The organism is Desulfogranum marinum (assembly GCF_016918565.1).
In the GTDB taxonomy this organism is placed as follows: domain Bacteria; phylum Desulfobacterota; class Desulfobulbia; order Desulfobulbales; family Desulfobulbaceae; genus Desulfogranum; species Desulfogranum marinum.
Map to the genome: position 1 here is coordinate 1 of NZ_JAFFQD010000031.1, position 16,184 is coordinate 16,184.

General features: G+C 46.5%; 12 protein-coding genes. 9 read left to right on the forward strand and 3 right to left on the reverse strand.

The annotated features are described in order from the left end of the window. Positions 1-267: 267 nt before the first annotated feature. The gene (locus JWH17_RS16055; protein ID WP_205223655.1) at positions 268-1,542 is read left to right on the forward strand and encodes an NAD(P)-binding protein; all 1,275 of its coding nucleotides are present in this window, start codon (positions 268-270) and stop codon (positions 1,540-1,542) included. Positions 1,543-1,769: 227 nt separating this feature from the next. On the opposite strand, the gene JWH17_RS16060 is transcribed toward JWH17_RS16055, so the two are convergent. The 3 genes from JWH17_RS16060 to JWH17_RS16070 all read right to left on the reverse strand — a co-directional run bounded on the left by JWH17_RS16060 (position 1,770) and on the right by JWH17_RS16070 (position 7,121). Next, positions 1,770-2,078 (reverse strand): hypothetical protein, encoded by a 309-nt coding sequence (locus JWH17_RS16060; protein WP_205223656.1) that lies wholly within the window; start codon positions 2,076-2,078, stop codon positions 1,770-1,772. 141 nt (positions 2,079-2,219) lie between these two features. After that, positions 2,220-4,595, reverse strand: coding sequence for a hypothetical protein (locus JWH17_RS16065; RefSeq protein ID WP_205223657.1), 2,376 nt, complete (start codon positions 4,593-4,595; stop codon positions 2,220-2,222). Between the two features lie 774 nt (positions 4,596-5,369). Next, positions 5,370-7,121, reverse strand: a complete 1,752-nt coding sequence (locus tag JWH17_RS16070; protein WP_205223658.1) for a chloride channel protein — start codon at positions 7,119-7,121, stop codon at positions 5,370-5,372. 422 nt (positions 7,122-7,543) lie between these two features. Here JWH17_RS16070 and JWH17_RS16075 point away from each other — a divergent pair, with 422 nt between their 5' ends. The 8 genes from JWH17_RS16075 to JWH17_RS16110 all read left to right on the forward strand — a co-directional run bounded on the left by JWH17_RS16075 (position 7,544) and on the right by JWH17_RS16110 (position 16,181). Further along, complete coding sequence (locus tag JWH17_RS16075) at positions 7,544-7,717, forward strand: hypothetical protein (RefSeq protein WP_205223659.1); 174 nt, start codon at positions 7,544-7,546, stop codon at positions 7,715-7,717. A gap of 612 nt (positions 7,718-8,329) precedes the next feature. Continuing rightward, on the forward strand, positions 8,330-9,799 hold the full coding sequence (locus JWH17_RS16080) for a sensor histidine kinase (RefSeq protein WP_205223660.1): 1,470 nt from the start codon (positions 8,330-8,332) through the stop codon (positions 9,797-9,799). Beyond that, complete coding sequence (locus JWH17_RS16085; protein WP_205223661.1) at positions 9,796-11,163, forward strand: sigma-54-dependent transcriptional regulator; 1,368 nt, start codon at positions 9,796-9,798, stop codon at positions 11,161-11,163. Before JWH17_RS16080 ends, JWH17_RS16085 begins: the two co-directional genes overlap by 4 nt. Positions 11,164-11,841: 678 nt before the next feature. Continuing rightward, positions 11,842-12,084, forward strand: a complete 243-nt coding sequence (locus tag JWH17_RS16090) for a hypothetical protein (RefSeq protein ID WP_205223662.1) — start codon at positions 11,842-11,844, stop codon at positions 12,082-12,084. 81 nt (positions 12,085-12,165) lie between these two features. Then, complete coding sequence (locus tag JWH17_RS16095; protein ID WP_205223663.1) at positions 12,166-12,435, forward strand: hypothetical protein; 270 nt, start codon at positions 12,166-12,168, stop codon at positions 12,433-12,435. A 176-nt stretch (positions 12,436-12,611) separates the two neighbouring features. Next, on the forward strand, positions 12,612-14,570 hold the full coding sequence (locus tag JWH17_RS16100) for a proton-conducting transporter transmembrane domain-containing protein (RefSeq protein WP_232371134.1): 1,959 nt from the start codon (positions 12,612-12,614) through the stop codon (positions 14,568-14,570). 43 nt (positions 14,571-14,613) lie between these two features. Then, a complete protein-coding gene (locus JWH17_RS16105) occupies positions 14,614-15,531 on the forward strand; it encodes a respiratory chain complex I subunit 1 family protein (protein ID WP_205223664.1) in 918 nt (305 codons plus the stop codon). After that, complete coding sequence (locus JWH17_RS16110; RefSeq protein WP_205223665.1) at positions 15,528-16,181, forward strand: hydrogenase; 654 nt, start codon at positions 15,528-15,530, stop codon at positions 16,179-16,181. Before JWH17_RS16105 ends, JWH17_RS16110 begins: the two co-directional genes overlap by 4 nt. Positions 16,182-16,184 lie beyond the last annotated feature (3 nt).

The following is a 16,184-nucleotide window of genomic DNA, read 5'->3' on the forward strand; positions in this document are numbered from 1 at the left end:
CCGAAAACGATGGCCGGAATCGAATGGAATCCCTGGCCGGAATCAATTGGAATGGGTGGCCGGAATGAAATGGAATCACCGGCCGGAATCCCCTGGAATCAGTGGCCGGATTGCTCTGGAATACTCAGTGGTGGTTGCCGATTGGGAGAGCCAAATTCGGTGATGGGCAGCAAGTATCTAACCCTAGTCAAATACGTTTCTAAGAGGATTGCCAGAGGGCTTCTCTCATCACTGGAGGGATACTTACAGCATCATAAGGAAATTTTTATGAAAATTGGAATAATTGGAACCGGCATTGCCGGTTTAAGTGCGGCCTGGCTTTTTCATCGTGTTGGACACCAAGTGACGCTTTATGAGAAGCATCATAGTCTAGGCATGGATGCTCATTCAATGACTCTCAAACAGGATGGTGTCGCCCTGCGTACGGATGTGCCACCCCGTATTTTTAATGCTACTCAGTGGCCAAACCTGGTCAATCTTTATCATGAGGTGGGGGTTGTATTTTACCCCATTGATCCATCGCAATCTTTTAGCTTGTTAGGTGAACTTAATTTTCTAAATGTGGATGTCGCCTATCAACCTCAATTACCAGACGGGTTTGATAATACAGAACACCTAAAGCAGATTATGCATGATATCGGCCGGCTTGCCTTTGGCGCTTCGCAGGACTTGGCTGATGGCTTATCGTATCAAACAACGCTGGCTGATTATTTGCAATCCAAGGCTTATTCACGAGCCTTTATCTACGATTTCCTTTACCCGACCCTCGCTTCAACGGTATGCACATGTTCTTATGAGAGTATAGATGCTTACCCGGCTCCTGTTATTTTGCAAGCACTACTCAATCTATTTGGAGCCCAGCCCTTATTACAAACAAAATTTGGTACGCAAGACGTCGTACAGCGTTTGAGCCGTGGCATTGATGATATTCGCTATCGAACAGGAGGTTGTGCTGTGTGTCCAACACCGGTCGGTGTGCGGGTGGAAACGACACAGGAACAAGCCGAAATATTTGACCATCTGATTGTGGCCACTCAAGCTAATCAAGCCCTCGATCTTTTATCCAGCCCTTCCGAGGCTGAATGCAAAATGCTCAGCGCTTTTAGCTATGACGACGTGCCCATTATCGTTCATCAGGATCCGGCCTTGATGCCTGTCAATAATGAAGACTGGGCTCATATAAATCTCATCATTGCTCAGGACCGGGGTGCCACAATGTGCAGCGTGTGGATGAACCGCTTTAATCCGGATTGGCAGATTGCCCAACCAATTATCCAGACCATCAACCCTCTGCTTGCGCCTCAGCCAGACACCATTATTGCCCAGTATAACTTACAGCGGCCGGTCGTCAATGAGCAATCATTGGCTGGTTTAGATTTACTCGAGCAGTTACACCAGCAGGCTGACAGACGAATCTGGTTCTGCGGATCCTACGCTGCTGAGGGGGTACCCCTTTTAGAAAGTGCGGTTCTTTCCAGTCTGCGGGTAGCTAATCGTTTGTTGGTTCAACTGCCCGAAACATTTTCGACCATTAGGACTTAACCTTAGGATAGGAATACCAGAATACGGTCAGTTTTTTTGTTTTTAAAGGCACAGCTTTCCTGTACCAATCCATGTTGGTGCACCCAACCTGAAATAATTTAAACATATTGGTCGTCGCGGATGATTTTTTCTTTACCTGCGGAAAAAGGGGACAGATTTATTTTTTATTAACTCATTCTTGCAAACTACCCCCATTGCCGATTTCCTCCACCGAATGTTCAAGCTTTTTAAGATATCTGATGAAAAAAATTTGTACGTAGAAGGGAAACTGCGTCACGCGCATCTATGGATTGCACCGAATCAGTACCGGAAAACCGGTACTGCCTACCAGTTACAGCACCCTGCACAATGATCGGTGATTGTTCTCCATAACGAAGCGACACCGCGGGGGCATGCGGGGTCGGCGGTGAATAATCACGCTGCCCTCCCCCACTCACCTTTGCAATTGGCTGGGCTGATTCCATGGCTTGTTCTGCTGGTTTGCTTTTAGCGTAGGCCTTTTTCAGGGCCTCTCTTTTCTGTCCGCAACATCCCATTGCTCTATACCTCCATCACTTACAAACACCGGCTTCTGTGGTTGGTGTCCAAGTCACCCACCAGGTAACGAGGACAGCAACCACAATGTTCAGCCATAATCCGTAATTACTTATGAGACGGTGAATCGACAAACCTCATGGTTAATCCACCTTGGGGAGATCGTTGCAGATACAAACAGGAAAATGCTCCCATTTACGGTGTCTGCCTGCACCTAGGCTGGGACAAATCGAGCGGTCCTGAACTCGCAGTCTTATGATGTAGCCGCAACACTCACCCCGCTTCAAGGTCAGGGTCGGTTCTCCGGGATTACACACAGCATCCAGTCGACGCATGTCCAGGGAGGCCAGGATCCCCGGAGTCTTCGGCGGAATTACACCCGGAGGGGGAGCCGCAGATGGACACCTTTCTCCAGGGTCTCCTACACGTGATGAACTTGCATAAGGGGGACCCCATGGAGGGCCTCCGGGACCCGGAATAGGAATGGGATAGTACGGCCCGCTATCTTTCCTGATCCAGAGTCTGTAATTGTCGAAGTTATCGCTGGGTACGGAAAAATTCCCCTCTTCAATATATTCGTCATACGCAATTCCAAGCAGATCAGCCGGCCAAGGGACATCACAATCACCATTACTGATAGCAAATGTGCTCAGATCGATTGAATCGCAGGCCGGGATGCCAAAAACCTGGCTGATTTCGCCATGGATTTTCTTGTTATCGAACCAAATCTGTTGGAGATCGTAGTAATGGTTACCCAGGGTATCTTCAACATCGAGCCGTAGCGTATACCTTCCGGATTGACAATTATTCATTAAGGGAAGTTGCTGCGCAGTCCAATTCCCTGGAACCTCAGGATCCACAGGAAACGACTGGGTTGGGGCCGGTATAGCAGGCTCCTCCCTTCCGGACCACCAGCGTGTCGATGTCAGCCAGTCCTTGGGAATCCCGCAATTAGGGGGTGAAGGTGCCGCGCAAGGCGGTGATCCTAAGTAAATAGGGCTGTAACGCCAATAGCTTGTAAGGTCAAACTCATGCTCCGGTATTTCCTTTCTCTGAAGTGGGGTAAGATAATCCACCTGCCAGAACTGCGTCCACGGACCCGCAAGCGGATCAACAACGAACCCTGGTTGATAAGACAAGGTGTAACGCTTGATCTCACGGCCCGCACAGGTACCGACCCAAGCCCTTCCCCGGATTTTTAATGCCGTACCAAAAGAGCGGACTTCACCACTGGTTGCCAACTGGGCGGTAGGATCCAACACACCGGGAGGTGACTCTACCTGAATACCATCAACGTTGGTGATCCAAACACGTCGTCTGAAAATTTGGAAGTCCACCGTATCCGTGCACTTCGCCCCGGTGGACGCCACGGCTGTCAGGCGGACTGTTACATCATCCGGTATCGGGCCTGCGGTCAAGGTCAGATATCCCAGGGTGGAGTTGACAACGCCGCATGCACCAGGTCCCGGGGAGCCGCCGGGATAGACGATACCCACTGAGCTATAGGATGTATCAGGAGCTGCAGCTGCTTTCCACTCCAAGATGTAATGGTCGCAGAACGCCCCTGTTGCTGTTCCCACTATTTCAACTCCCAGGAGACTCGGTCCAGGAAAGTATTGTTCTTCTTCACAGGCGTTCATCGTCGGCTTAAGGATGTCGCATTCCAGGGGTTTGAAACACACTGCAAGACAACGACGGAAATACACCAGACAGTACAGCACTTCGATAAAGTTGCGTGCTCTTGCAAGACAGCAACCAAAACGGATGGCACATAAACAATAACAGCGACAGAACCAAAAAGCCGGATCCTGACGATGTTCTTCAAACGCCTTCTTTCCCAAAAGTGCTGCAGCAGTCTCTACGGTCAGGAGTCGTTCAAAGATCGCGGCCGTATTCTCCTCTCCCTCGTCACAATCAATCTCACCGGTGAATAACTCGTCAGGTAATCCAATGGGAAACTCCACCGTTGCCAACTGGTCCGTCAGGAAAGGCTTGTATGCCTCTGCTGCCGCCTTGACCAATATTTGAAAATCCTCTTTCTCTTCTGGAGTTGGAGGGTCGCTGACAGGAGTACCCAATACCCGTCGAACACATAACCAGTATCTGTGGAGATAATAGACAAAAGCCCTGAATGTTCGTGGACGACGACAGACCAACCAGCCAAAGATAATACAGCACCGAAGGTGCAACAAGCACCATCGCCATTTCTCCGGTGGCCCAAGTTGTTCTCTCCCTACTTCCGGAAGCAGACGGAAGGCAACCTCATCAGTAAAAAACCGGTCGAAAATCCGCTGTGCATGCTGCAATTCATCTTCACAATCCGGTGGGTTTTCCAGCGCCTCATTCTTCAATCGCTCCGGCTCCTCGGCCCGCTTGAGATCTTCCTCCAAGATCGGCTTATAAGCGTTGAGTAGTTCTTTTAATACAAACTGAAAATCCTTGTCGTGAATCTCCTTTTCATCAACCATTTCGTACTCCCTTTGTTGTATTTCCAGGAAATTAAGTAGATAAAATGCCACCTACTCCAGTTCAGGTTACGCTTAATCGGATTGCACTTTTGTGATCTTGAAAACGATGTAACAACACTTCAATTGTTGAGACAGATCTATCCAGATCTCTGTCACAATGGTTCAGTTATGTACAACTATGAGCAAATACTATTCCATTTGCTCTTATGTTCTGTTAACCCTTGTCAATAGTTGATTCCTGAAAAAAACCGGAGACGTTGGTGCTGATAATTGGCTGACCAGGTGGTGCATATGCACCAATCATGGTGGTGTTTTTCAACCAGGGACCACCATCAATCCTTGTTAGCAAATGTATACATTGGGCAATTCGGTTGAGAAAAGATTGATTGAGCTAGAGAGAAGGCAGGAAAGATATCAGCTTATTAATACAGCACGAAAAAGCGAAAAAGGGGACAGATTTATTTTTTGGTTCAAACTGCATCAGAACTTACAAATCATAAGCAATCAAAAAATTACCACCCCGTGGGTAGATACGTTCTAACCCGGATTTCTCATCAGTTCAGGCGGTGCCAGGTTTAAAGTTTTTGGGAGTAAATCATAGTAGACTATATTTACTGCCAAAATACTGAAGAAGATGGTACCGCATGGACTGACCTTTGGTGAACATTGTGAAAATTAACAACTCCATACAATTGCATTCAACATATTGAAATTGTTTGCAATTAGAAAATCGGCACAATGTTCATGAGAAATTCGGGCTAAAAAGCATATCTGTTCACCTCAACAGAGCTTTCCCTCTGTAAATCCCCTCTTCTTAGAGAAGACTCACTCCGGTAACTTGCAAATCCATCTGGCAGAAGGCTTTACCTGTTCGCTTAAAATATGTTGGTCATAAGTCGTGAGCAGATCGCCTTCTTTCAGGTAGCCAACCACCCTTTTCGGCCCATCCTTTGCCACCACCGGTAGAAAGGAAAAGTGGCGACTGGAAAAGATGTGAAACGCATCCTCAAGGTTCTGATCCTCCCTGACCGTCACCACCTTTTTACTCATCAGATCGGCTGCCAGCACACAGTCCTTGTCTTGGCTGTCATCAAGAAGAACCGCCCGCACATCCCGCAGGCTAAGCACTCCTGCCAGCCTGTCCTGAGCATCCAGAACAACGAAATGGGGAAAGGAACTGGTTAAAACCAGATCCATCAGATCGTGCAGCGGAGTGTGGGTCCGGATGGTCTCAAACTCCCGGATCATGGTATCACTGATTTTGATGGCACGTAGACGGTTGACGTCGTGGCCACGAACGATTCGTATTCCCTGGTTCAACAATGTGGTTTCATAGATGGAATAACCATGAAGCAGTCGGACTACAATAATTGCCGGAATACAGGCCGTCATTAGAGGAAGGATAATCTCATAGTTATAGGTCAGTTCAAAGATGGTCATGATAGCGGTGATCGGGGCCAGGGTTGTTCCGGATACCACAGCCCCCATACCGATCAGGGCGAAATGACTCGGTGACAGCGACGCATGTGGCCAGACAGTGGTCCCCAGGTGCCCCAAAAGAGAACCCAGCATTGCACCCAGAAAAAGGGAGGGGGCGAATATTCCGCCGCTCATGCCGGAGCCTACACAGACTGCAGTGCAGATCAGTTTGGCGATGAGAAAAATCAGGGCCGCAGAGAGAAGAAGAGAACCATCCAGGGAGCTATGCATGGTTGTATGGCCGAGGCCAAGTGCCTCCGGCACCATTAGGCCGATGCACCCTGCAATAAAGCCGCCGATGCACGGCGTCAGCCACTGAGGAATGCGCAACTGTTCCCAGAGTTCGCCGGTTTTAAAAATTGCCCAGAGAAACAACAGGCTGAAAAATCCGGCTGCAATACCAAGGCCGAAGTAGAAAACGAGCTCAACAGGCTGTTCCATGTAGAAAAAGGGGATCTCAAACAGTGTTTCCCTGTCCCAGAAAAACCTGGAAACAACAGTGCCGGTAACAGCGGCAATAACGATGGAGGAAAGAGAGCCCACCTCCAGATCAAACAAAAGAATTTCCACAACAAACATGGTTCCGGCAATAGGCGCCTGAAAAATAGAGGCAATCCCGGCGGCAGCGCCGCAGGCGATGGCCAGTTTGCGCTGCTCCGGCCCCATCCCAAAAAGCTGCGTTATGGATGAGCCGATGGATGCCCCAATCTGCACGGTGGGTCCTTCCCGGCCAACCGAGTTGCCTGCAGCAATAAAAGCAGCCGTTACAAGGCTTTTCAGGGCGGTTATTCGATGACGGATAATACCGTCTTTCTGGTTAATCGCAACCATCACCTCCGGCACACCGGTACCCCGCGCTTCCGGAGCAACGTGCAGAATCAATGGACCGAGCACAAGTCCCGCTCCGGCGGGAATACCCACTTTCAGCCACCAGGGAGCACTACTGTACTGATCGATAAAATCAGCACCGGGTGGCCACAGCAAGCTTTGTTCCCATCCTATCAACCAACGAAAAGCCACTGCCAAAAAACCGGCCAAGGCACCAATGACAACAGCGATCAGCAGGGGGAGCAGCGTATGATTAAAGGAGTGTTTCACCGTAATCCTCTCCGTCTCATTTCGGGGCCAATCGATTTTCCTGTGCTTTAAGGATTAGCTTCAACTCTTCAAAATTAGGCCTCCCCCACCTTGTTCCGGTGCCGGAGACGACAGACCTTAAGCTTGCCGGGCATAACGACAACAATCTCTACACTGACGTCGAATTCACCATTTTAGGAATGGTACCCATCTGGTCAATAAAGGACTGATTTTAATTAATTAAATGTAACTCTCACAGGTGCTCTATGGAGTACCCGTGAGAGTTACCTCCAAAGAAGGTAAATTTTCGATCAGACGATCAGTTGCCACTCTATTCCAACCCGGTCCTGACATGTACCCAAGAAACATCGCCCTTGACACATTCCCAAAATATATATTATATTACCAAAAAACACATTGACAATCGCTTCAAGGAGACAGTCATGGCTACAGTTGATTATGAAAGTATATTAAATCATTGGAAGATATACGATGAGGCTGAAAGATGGAGTATTAAAAGCCTTTTTAAACACAGTGTGCCAAATCACTCCAATGAGAGCTTTAAACATTTCCTGCAAAACAAGTTAAGTAGAACCGCTCCAGATACAAGAAAATAAAACTGAGCACACAAGTCAATCATGTAAGAGTAGCAAATTTTGTCAACCTGTAGCTCTATCATGGAAACAACCCGGTCATGCAGTCGCGATTACATTTGCCCGGGTTTATTTTTCACAGCATTTTAACCGTATCTTATTCCTGAGAATACGCACCAAGATATCTCGGCGGATATTCCGAAAAAAGGTGTTGTCGGCAGCATGGATGTAAGAGTTCACCTTCACTGACACTGCAAGTTGAGATGCTATGCGGATAGAGTGAAATGTGAGTTCATCCACCTCCAGTCTTACCTGGACAGACCAATAAAAATGATTGCCCCGTTTCGCCTCCAAGGACAACTTTTTCTTCAATTTGTTTTTCCACCCACTTTTATCCAATAGCTTTGTAGAATACTTTTTCAGACGGCGTTTTTAACTGCATATTGTACTCTGCCACGTCCAGTGGTACATACAACCCCTGTTACAAAAAAAAAATAGCTCCACAGTTATTTTTCATCAGCAAAATCTGAGACCTGTCTCACGCAATGTTCCCACTTGTTAATAGCCTAAACTGCGCATAACCTAGTGGCCCACGACGAATCATAGCAGTGGGTTGCGATTACACAATAGAACCCTATGAAGCTTTTCTACCACCTGTTCGGCTCTCTTCTTGTGGGAATGATCCTTCTCATTGGAATCGATGAATATCTGAGTTTCCTGGTTGAAGTCAAACAATTTGAAATAGACATGGTGACCAATGCATTGCAAACCGGGAATAGTATTTCCGGTATGATTGCACATACCTGGCAAGAAAGCGGTGAAAAAAAAGCACTGGAACTTATTGAAGACGCCGGCAAGTCCGGGACAATGCGCATACGCTGGGTCTGGGCTGATACCCTTCCCAACGATGTAACAGTAGCAGCTGACGATCAAGAACAACTAACCAGACTCAATTTGCAAGAAAAAGCCACCCTGAAAATTCATGACCCAAATGGTGAAACACTTTTGTTCACTTATATTCCAGTTGATATAGGCCAGGAGAGAAATGGAGCACTGGAATTAAGGCAAACATTTTCCGCCCTCCAGATCTATTCCGGCAGAATGTTAATCCGTGCCATAAGGATCACCATTATCCTTGCGCTGTTTTGTGGGGTTATCCTCTATTTTTTTATCCATCATAAAATTCGCATACCATTAACCAGACTCACCAAGCAGGCAAAACGCATTGGCCAGGGAGATCTCAGGGGAAACCATACAGTGATTGGCACCGATGAACTAGCTGATTTGGCAAAAACCATGAATGAGATGTGTGCAAGCCTGCTCATAGCCAAAGAAAAAATCAAATTTGAATACGATGCACGCCTGAAAACTCTTGATCAGCTTCGACATACGGAACGACTGTCTACATTTGGTCTTATCTCAGCCGGAATTGCCCATGAAATAGGTACGCCGCTCAACGTCGTCGATGGACGGGCCAAAATGATCATCTCCGAAGAATTGAACGATGAAGAAACAAAAGAGTGCGCAGCCATCATTAAAAGTCAGGCTGAACGAATGACCCTTATCATCCGACAACTGCTTGACTTCACGCGGCGGCCTAAGCAACATATAGCTTCGGAAAATATAGTTATACTTATAAAGCAGATATTTCAGTTGCTTCATCCAATGAGCAGCAAACAACAAGTAACCTTTGCCTTAAGCAAGGACGAAGAAACAGAGGTAGTACTGAGTGTTGACGGTTCTCAAATCCAGCAGGTTCTGATCAACCTGCTGATGAACAGTGTTCAGGCAATGCCGGATGGCGGAACCGTCTCAGTCTATGTGAGCAACGAAATGCTTTCCGGACCTCAAGGTGCATATCGCCCCCTCCAATGCTTTTTAAAAATACGAATTGTGGATGAAGGTGAAGGCATCTGCAAAGAAGACCTGGAACACATTTTTACACCATTTTTCACAACCAAAACCATTGGCACAGGTACGGGCCTTGGGTTGTCCATCGCGCATGGAATTGTTGAAGAACACGGTGGCTGGATTGATGTTGAAAGTAGCGTGCTCAACGGTGCGTGTTTTTCTGTTTACCTCCCCTTAAAGGACGACAACAAATGAGCGGTAATATTCTTGTGATCGAAGATGATCAGGACATGTGCGATTTGCTCACCGCCGGCCTCAGCCGACGGAGTTTTTCGGTAACAACCTATACTTCAGGTACAAAAGGGCTGGATGCCGTTGATCTACATACTACCGACGTGGTTCTCGCAGACATTAATCTGCCGGACATGAACGGACTGGATATCTGCACCTCCATTGTCGCCGATTTACCTGATATACCTGTGATCATTATGACTGCTTTCGGCAGCATGGATACGGCCATAGCTGCTATCAGGGCAGGTGCGTATGATTTCGTCACCAAGCCGCTGGACCTCGATATTCTCACAATGTCGCTTAAGCGGGCGGTGCGATACAGAAACCTACAGCAAACCGTGAAAAAGCTGAGTAATGCCGCCAAGCAACCCCTTCATTTTGACAATCTTCTTGGTGAAAGTCCGGCAATGGAAAAGCTTTTTACACAACTAAGCCGTATTGCCGATTCCGAAGCTTCTCTTCTGATAACAGGTGAAAGTGGTTCCGGTAAGGAGCTTGTTGCCAGGGCAGTGCATACCCACAGTCGTAGAAAAAACAACCCCCTGATAACTATCAACTGTGCGGCCATGCCGGGACAGCTTCTTGAGAGTGAACTATTCGGTCATAAAAAGGGAGCATTTACGGATGCCGGTGCGTACAATAAAGGGCTCTTTCTTGAAGCAGATGGCGGCACGTTGTTCCTTGACGAAGTTGGTGAGATTCCGCTGGATTTACAACCGAAACTGCTCAGAGCCCTAGAGGAGCGATGCGTCAGACCGGTCGGCGGCACAACTGAACGGCCTTTTAATGTCCGAATAATAGCTGCAACCAATCGAGACCTTGAATCAGCCGTCGAAGATGGTCTGTTTAGAGAAGACTTGTTTTACCGACTCAATGTCATTCAACTTGAAATGCCCCCGCTACGTTCGCGAGGGACAGACATACTGCTGTTAGCACGAAAATTCGTTAAACATTTTTCTTTAAAACAAAGTAAAGCAGTCACCGGCATTGCTGATAGCGCCGCAGCAAAACTCCTTGATTATTCCTGGCCCGGAAACGTTCGTGAGCTTCGTAATGCCATAGAGCATGCAGTAGCCCTCACCTGTTTTGAAAAAATTTTACCGGAAGATTTACCTGAAAAAATACGCCTCTTTAAAAATGAATATATTCTTGTAGGAGATCAAGACCCAATGGAACTGATCTCCATGGAAGAGATGGAGCGACGCTATATAATGCATGTACTGAAAACCACAGGCGGCAACAGAACCTTAACCTCTCGAATCCTCCAGGTAGACCGAAAAACACTTTACCGCAAGCTACAGCGATATGAGGAGCAAAAGAAGCTGTAACATTTGTTTCGTAGAAGCAAATACAAAGGACCTCGCCTTAACCCCGATCCGGGGCAGCATTGATTGTGGCAAGAAATAGTCCATTAGCGACGACGCCTATCACTATTGGGGCATTTTGCCTCTGCGGGGTGAAATGTCCCAACCGCATCGATATCCTGCCGATTTTTTTTTTCTTCTTTCAAAACCATGCAAAAGTATATGGTTCCCACCTCCCTCGTCTGTTAATTTTTAATGGAGAAACAAATCATTTTTATTGATAATTAAGATACAGACCCCGCCAACAAAAATAACAACACCTTGATATTTCGTCATTTAATCCACAGGGACGTATTAAAATCATAGAGATATGCTTTTTTGCGGCACACTCTCTGGCTAATTCTTCTCTCCCACATAATTGTTGCATGCAGCCGAATCAACAATCTACCTGAGGCTTCTTCAAAATTATTTTCCGGTTGGGGTATACTGCCCCGCTCCATAGTAAGCAGCGCCCTTTTTCAGCTTTTTCTTCTGCAAAAGAAGTGAAAAGCTTCCGAGAAGATACGACCTAACAAACTGTTTATACGAATAAAAAAAATCCACGCCAGCCAATTTAGCCTGACACGACATCTGTGGCACATATGTTGCTGTGCCCCTCTGCAGGTCGCTTCTCATGTTTTTACATTTCCGGAGACTTTGAACGTGAAAATCATCATCGGCATCACTCAGGAACCTGGCAAATTAAAAGAATATGTAACCCAGCATTACGGCGAGACAGGTTCTCTCACTGAAGTTGGTCCCTTTCTTTCAAAGATAGAGGCACTCAACTGGTTGGTTTATCTCAAAAGTGTGATTGGAAATATTGATGAAATCATCCCCAAACGACAGTCAGAACAAGAGGCGATATGGTACGGATTTACCTACGAACGTGCTGAGCCCCGTTAGCCCCGATTTTTCATGAGCATTGTGCTCATTTTCCGAATTTTCGTACCCGCTGAAATCTGATTATCAAAAAAAGGAGTTGCCATGACAGTTCTTATAGGAATCACTCAGGAACCCGAAAAAACAGCACAACATTTTTCCGCAAAATACAAAGAAGCCAAAGAAACAACGAATATAGTCGGCCCTTTCCTGTCAGCAGAAGATGCATCGAACTGGATGGAATTCATTAAAGCACGTACTGACGACTACGAACATGTGCTTAATCCTTCGCTTTTTTCAGCAACAAAGTGCTGGTATGGTTTCACTTGCCAGTGCATTAAAGCCAGAGAAATAAGCCTGCACCTGGCCCTCTGAAGCACGCCCTCATTATCCCGCCAATAACGCTCAATCGCAAACAAAGCAAAATTAAAACATATGACATTTTTGAATACATCAATATGGAGGATGGATGATAACAATATGCTGACGCAATGGGTTGCCCAATCGACACAACACTCACCATAGTGCTTTATGACTTAATACGACGAGGAATGATGGACACCTTTTTACTTTCACTTACTGTTTTACTTGCTGGTGGACTGTTTGCATTGCTCACCTGCAAACTGTTCAGCCTGATGAAAGCCGGTTATATCACTATCACTGCAGTTGGCTGCATGATCGGCTTATATGCAATTATCGGTCCCCTACAAGGGACAGAGGTAACGACGTATTCTATATCGTGGCTGCAGATATTTACCCTTTCTTTTTCCATTGATCCACTTTCTGCATTTTTTCTGATACCCATTTTTGCTATTTGCCCGCTTGCCGTACTCTACAGCTTTCATTACATGGACAAAGCTGAGCAACGACTGCGTATAGGTGTGAACTTTTTCTTTCTGACTTTTCTTATTATTGGAATGGCACTTGTTGCTACTGCTGATAATATTATTAGTTTTGCTCTGGTCTGGGAGATTATGTCCCTGTCCTCTTTTCTGTTGGTTATTTATGATTATCACGAGAAAGAGACCCGCAAAGCCGATTATATCTATTTTATTTTTGCCCAGGCTGGGGCAATGTTCATTTTTGCCTCCATCGCCCTTGCCTACAGTTATACGGGCTCGTATAGCTTTTCTACATTTGCAGTAATTCCCGCCAATATTAAGGTCATCGTTTTCTTTCTGGCTCTTGTCGGCTTTGGCTCAAAGGCAGGTATGTTCCCCCTGCAAATGTGGCTGCCTCATGCTCACCCTGCGGCTCCCAGTAACATCTCAGCGATGATGTCTGGTGTTATGATCAAAATGGGTATTTACGGCATCATTCGGTTCTATGCCATACTCAATGCTACGGAATTGGTGTTTGGCGAGATGGTTCTCACCTTTGGCATGGTATCAGGGATACTCGGGGTGGTATATGCTCTGGGAAAGAATGATCTGAAAAAACTACTGGCTTATTCCAGCGTAGAAAACATCGGCATTATCCTTATAGGTGCTGGTATAGGCATGATCGGCTTGTCCTCAGGCAATATGGCGATGGCAAGTTTTGGGTTTGCCGGCAGCCTGCTGCATGTGCTTAATCATTCTATTTTTAAATCGTTGCTGTTTCTCGGTGCAGGTATTGTACTAAAGAAAACCGGAGTCAGACAAATTGATCAGCTCGGCGGCATTCTTAAACGAATGCCAAAAACGGGAAGTGCTTTTTTGACGGGATCGATCTCCATATCCGGTTTGCCTCCTTTCAATGGTTTTGTCAGTGAATTCCTGATCTATTACGGTGCGTTTCAAGGGTTGCTCCTCGACGGTTCCCCCTTTATCTTTACCATGCTAGCCATTCTCTCGTTGTCTATTATCGGTGGACTTGCGGCAACATGTTTCACCAAGGTAGTCGGCATCGTATTTCTTGGCGAACCGCGAACTGCAAAGGCAGCCGATGCGCAAGAGGCTGGAATAACCATAACCATCCCCATGACCATTATGGCTGTCTCCTGCCTGGTAATAGGTATATTTCCAACACCTTTTGTCCAGACAGCCTTCATGGCCTTAAAAAGCATTAAACCGCTCGTGCCTGTCGGTTCAGAGGAAGTGGCAGTGCTAACCGGTAACCTGGCAATAGCAGCACGTATTTTCCTGGCTGTTTTTCTTTTTTCCATGTTGCTGCGCAAGGTGCTTTACCTCCGCAAGGAAATCACTCACAACCCAACATGGGGATGCGGTTTTACCCAGGGAACAACGAGGATACAGTATACAGGTACATCGTATGCCATGAGTGTGGTTGATTTTTTCCGGCCCTTTGTCCGGGTGAAAACCAGGTACTCAGGGATCAAAAGAATATTTCCGAGACAAACCACCTACAATACCAGTGTGGAAGATATCTCTGAAATAGCGTTGGTTGATCACCTTGCCATCCCCTTCCTTTACTTCATGAGGAAACTCCGCTGGATTCAGCATGGCCATATTCAGTTGTATATCGGCTATATCATAGTGGCAATTGTTGCACTGCTACTGTTTGTCTGACGTCCCGGCAAAAGAATTCTCATTTAATAGAGAGAGGTAAAGAATGGAAACATATATATCATTTGCATTAGCCGTACTGGCGGCGCCGCTTTTTCCCGGAATCATATTGAAAGTGAAAGCTTTTTTTGCCGGTAAAAATGGACCGCCGCTCCTTATAAAATACTATACCCTTATCAAACTGTTGCGTAAGGGTTCCGTCTACAGCACCAGTACCACATTTGTCTTCAAATTAGGGCCTATCGTCTCCTTTGCTGCCGCTCTTACAGTACTGCTCTTTTTCCCTTTTGCCGGGCAAGCACCGCTGCTTTCCTTTCATGGTGATGTCATTGTTCTTTTCTACATCATGGGAATCGGACGTTTTTTTACTGTTATAGCTGCTCTGGACACAGCCTCGCCCTTTGAAGGGATGGGAGCAGCGCGTGAAGTTTTTTTCTCAACCCTTGCGGAAGTCACCATCTTTACGGTCTTGATACTCTTTTACCGAATGAGTGGATCGTTAAGTTTAGCTACCTATTTTACCGGTGAAAACCCTATTACGCTGATGGGCCAATCCGGTGCGCTTATCCTGCTTGTTATCATAGCGATGTTCATGGTCCTTCTCGCAGAGAACTCCCGAGTTCCGGTTGACGATCCAGCAACACACTTGGAGCTGACTATGATTCACGAGGTGATGATTCTCGATCACAGTGGCCCTGATCTGGCACTCATTGAAATAGGAGCTTTTTTGAAACTCATTTTCTATGCGGCTTTTATCACCCAGCTCATATTTCCATTTGATGTGCTGAATGGTATCACCAGAGGATTGATATTTCTTGGCATTCTCTCCCTTATTTACGTTTTCATCGGCATAACAGAATCAATCATGGCCAGGTTCCGAATGGATCTTGTTCCAAAATTCATTCTTACCTCCTTTGCCCTGGTTTTCTTTGCGGCCATACTCACTATGGGGGTCTTTCAGTGATAAATATTACCGAATTAATACTTGTTGTTACCCTGCTTTCTGTCCTTTTATCTCTCGGCTCAACCCGGCTGATGGTGCTGGTCAGAATCATGGCTCTGCAGGGTGTGATGGTTTCACTTACACCGCTTTTCTTAAAAAGCCATGCATCACTGGATAGCGGAGCAATCATTTTTTTCCAGATTATGACCCTGATCAAAGGATTGCTTATTCCCGGTCTGTTGTACATGGCTGTGAAGCGGGTAAAGATCCAACGCGAAATTGAACCTTTTATCGGCTATCACGCATCAATTCTCAGCGGTCTTGTTATCATTATAATTTCTGTTTTTATCACCAATAATCTTCGACTCTCCTTACCTGAAGGGCATTCGATGGTGCTCATAACAGCCATTACAACTATGGCTTCCGGATTTTTCCTGATGATGGCCAGAACCAAGGCTATTACCCAGGTGATCGGTTACCTGATGCTGGAAAACGGTATTTACCTTATTGGGACCGCGCTCACTGACCACCGACACACAATTTATGTGGTCGAGTTCGGCGTGCTGCTTGATCTCCTGGTTGGCGTCATGGTGATGGGAATTATTCTGCATAACATCAACAGCGCTTTCAGTGATGTCGACACCACTTTACTTGGACGATTAAAGGACTGATAC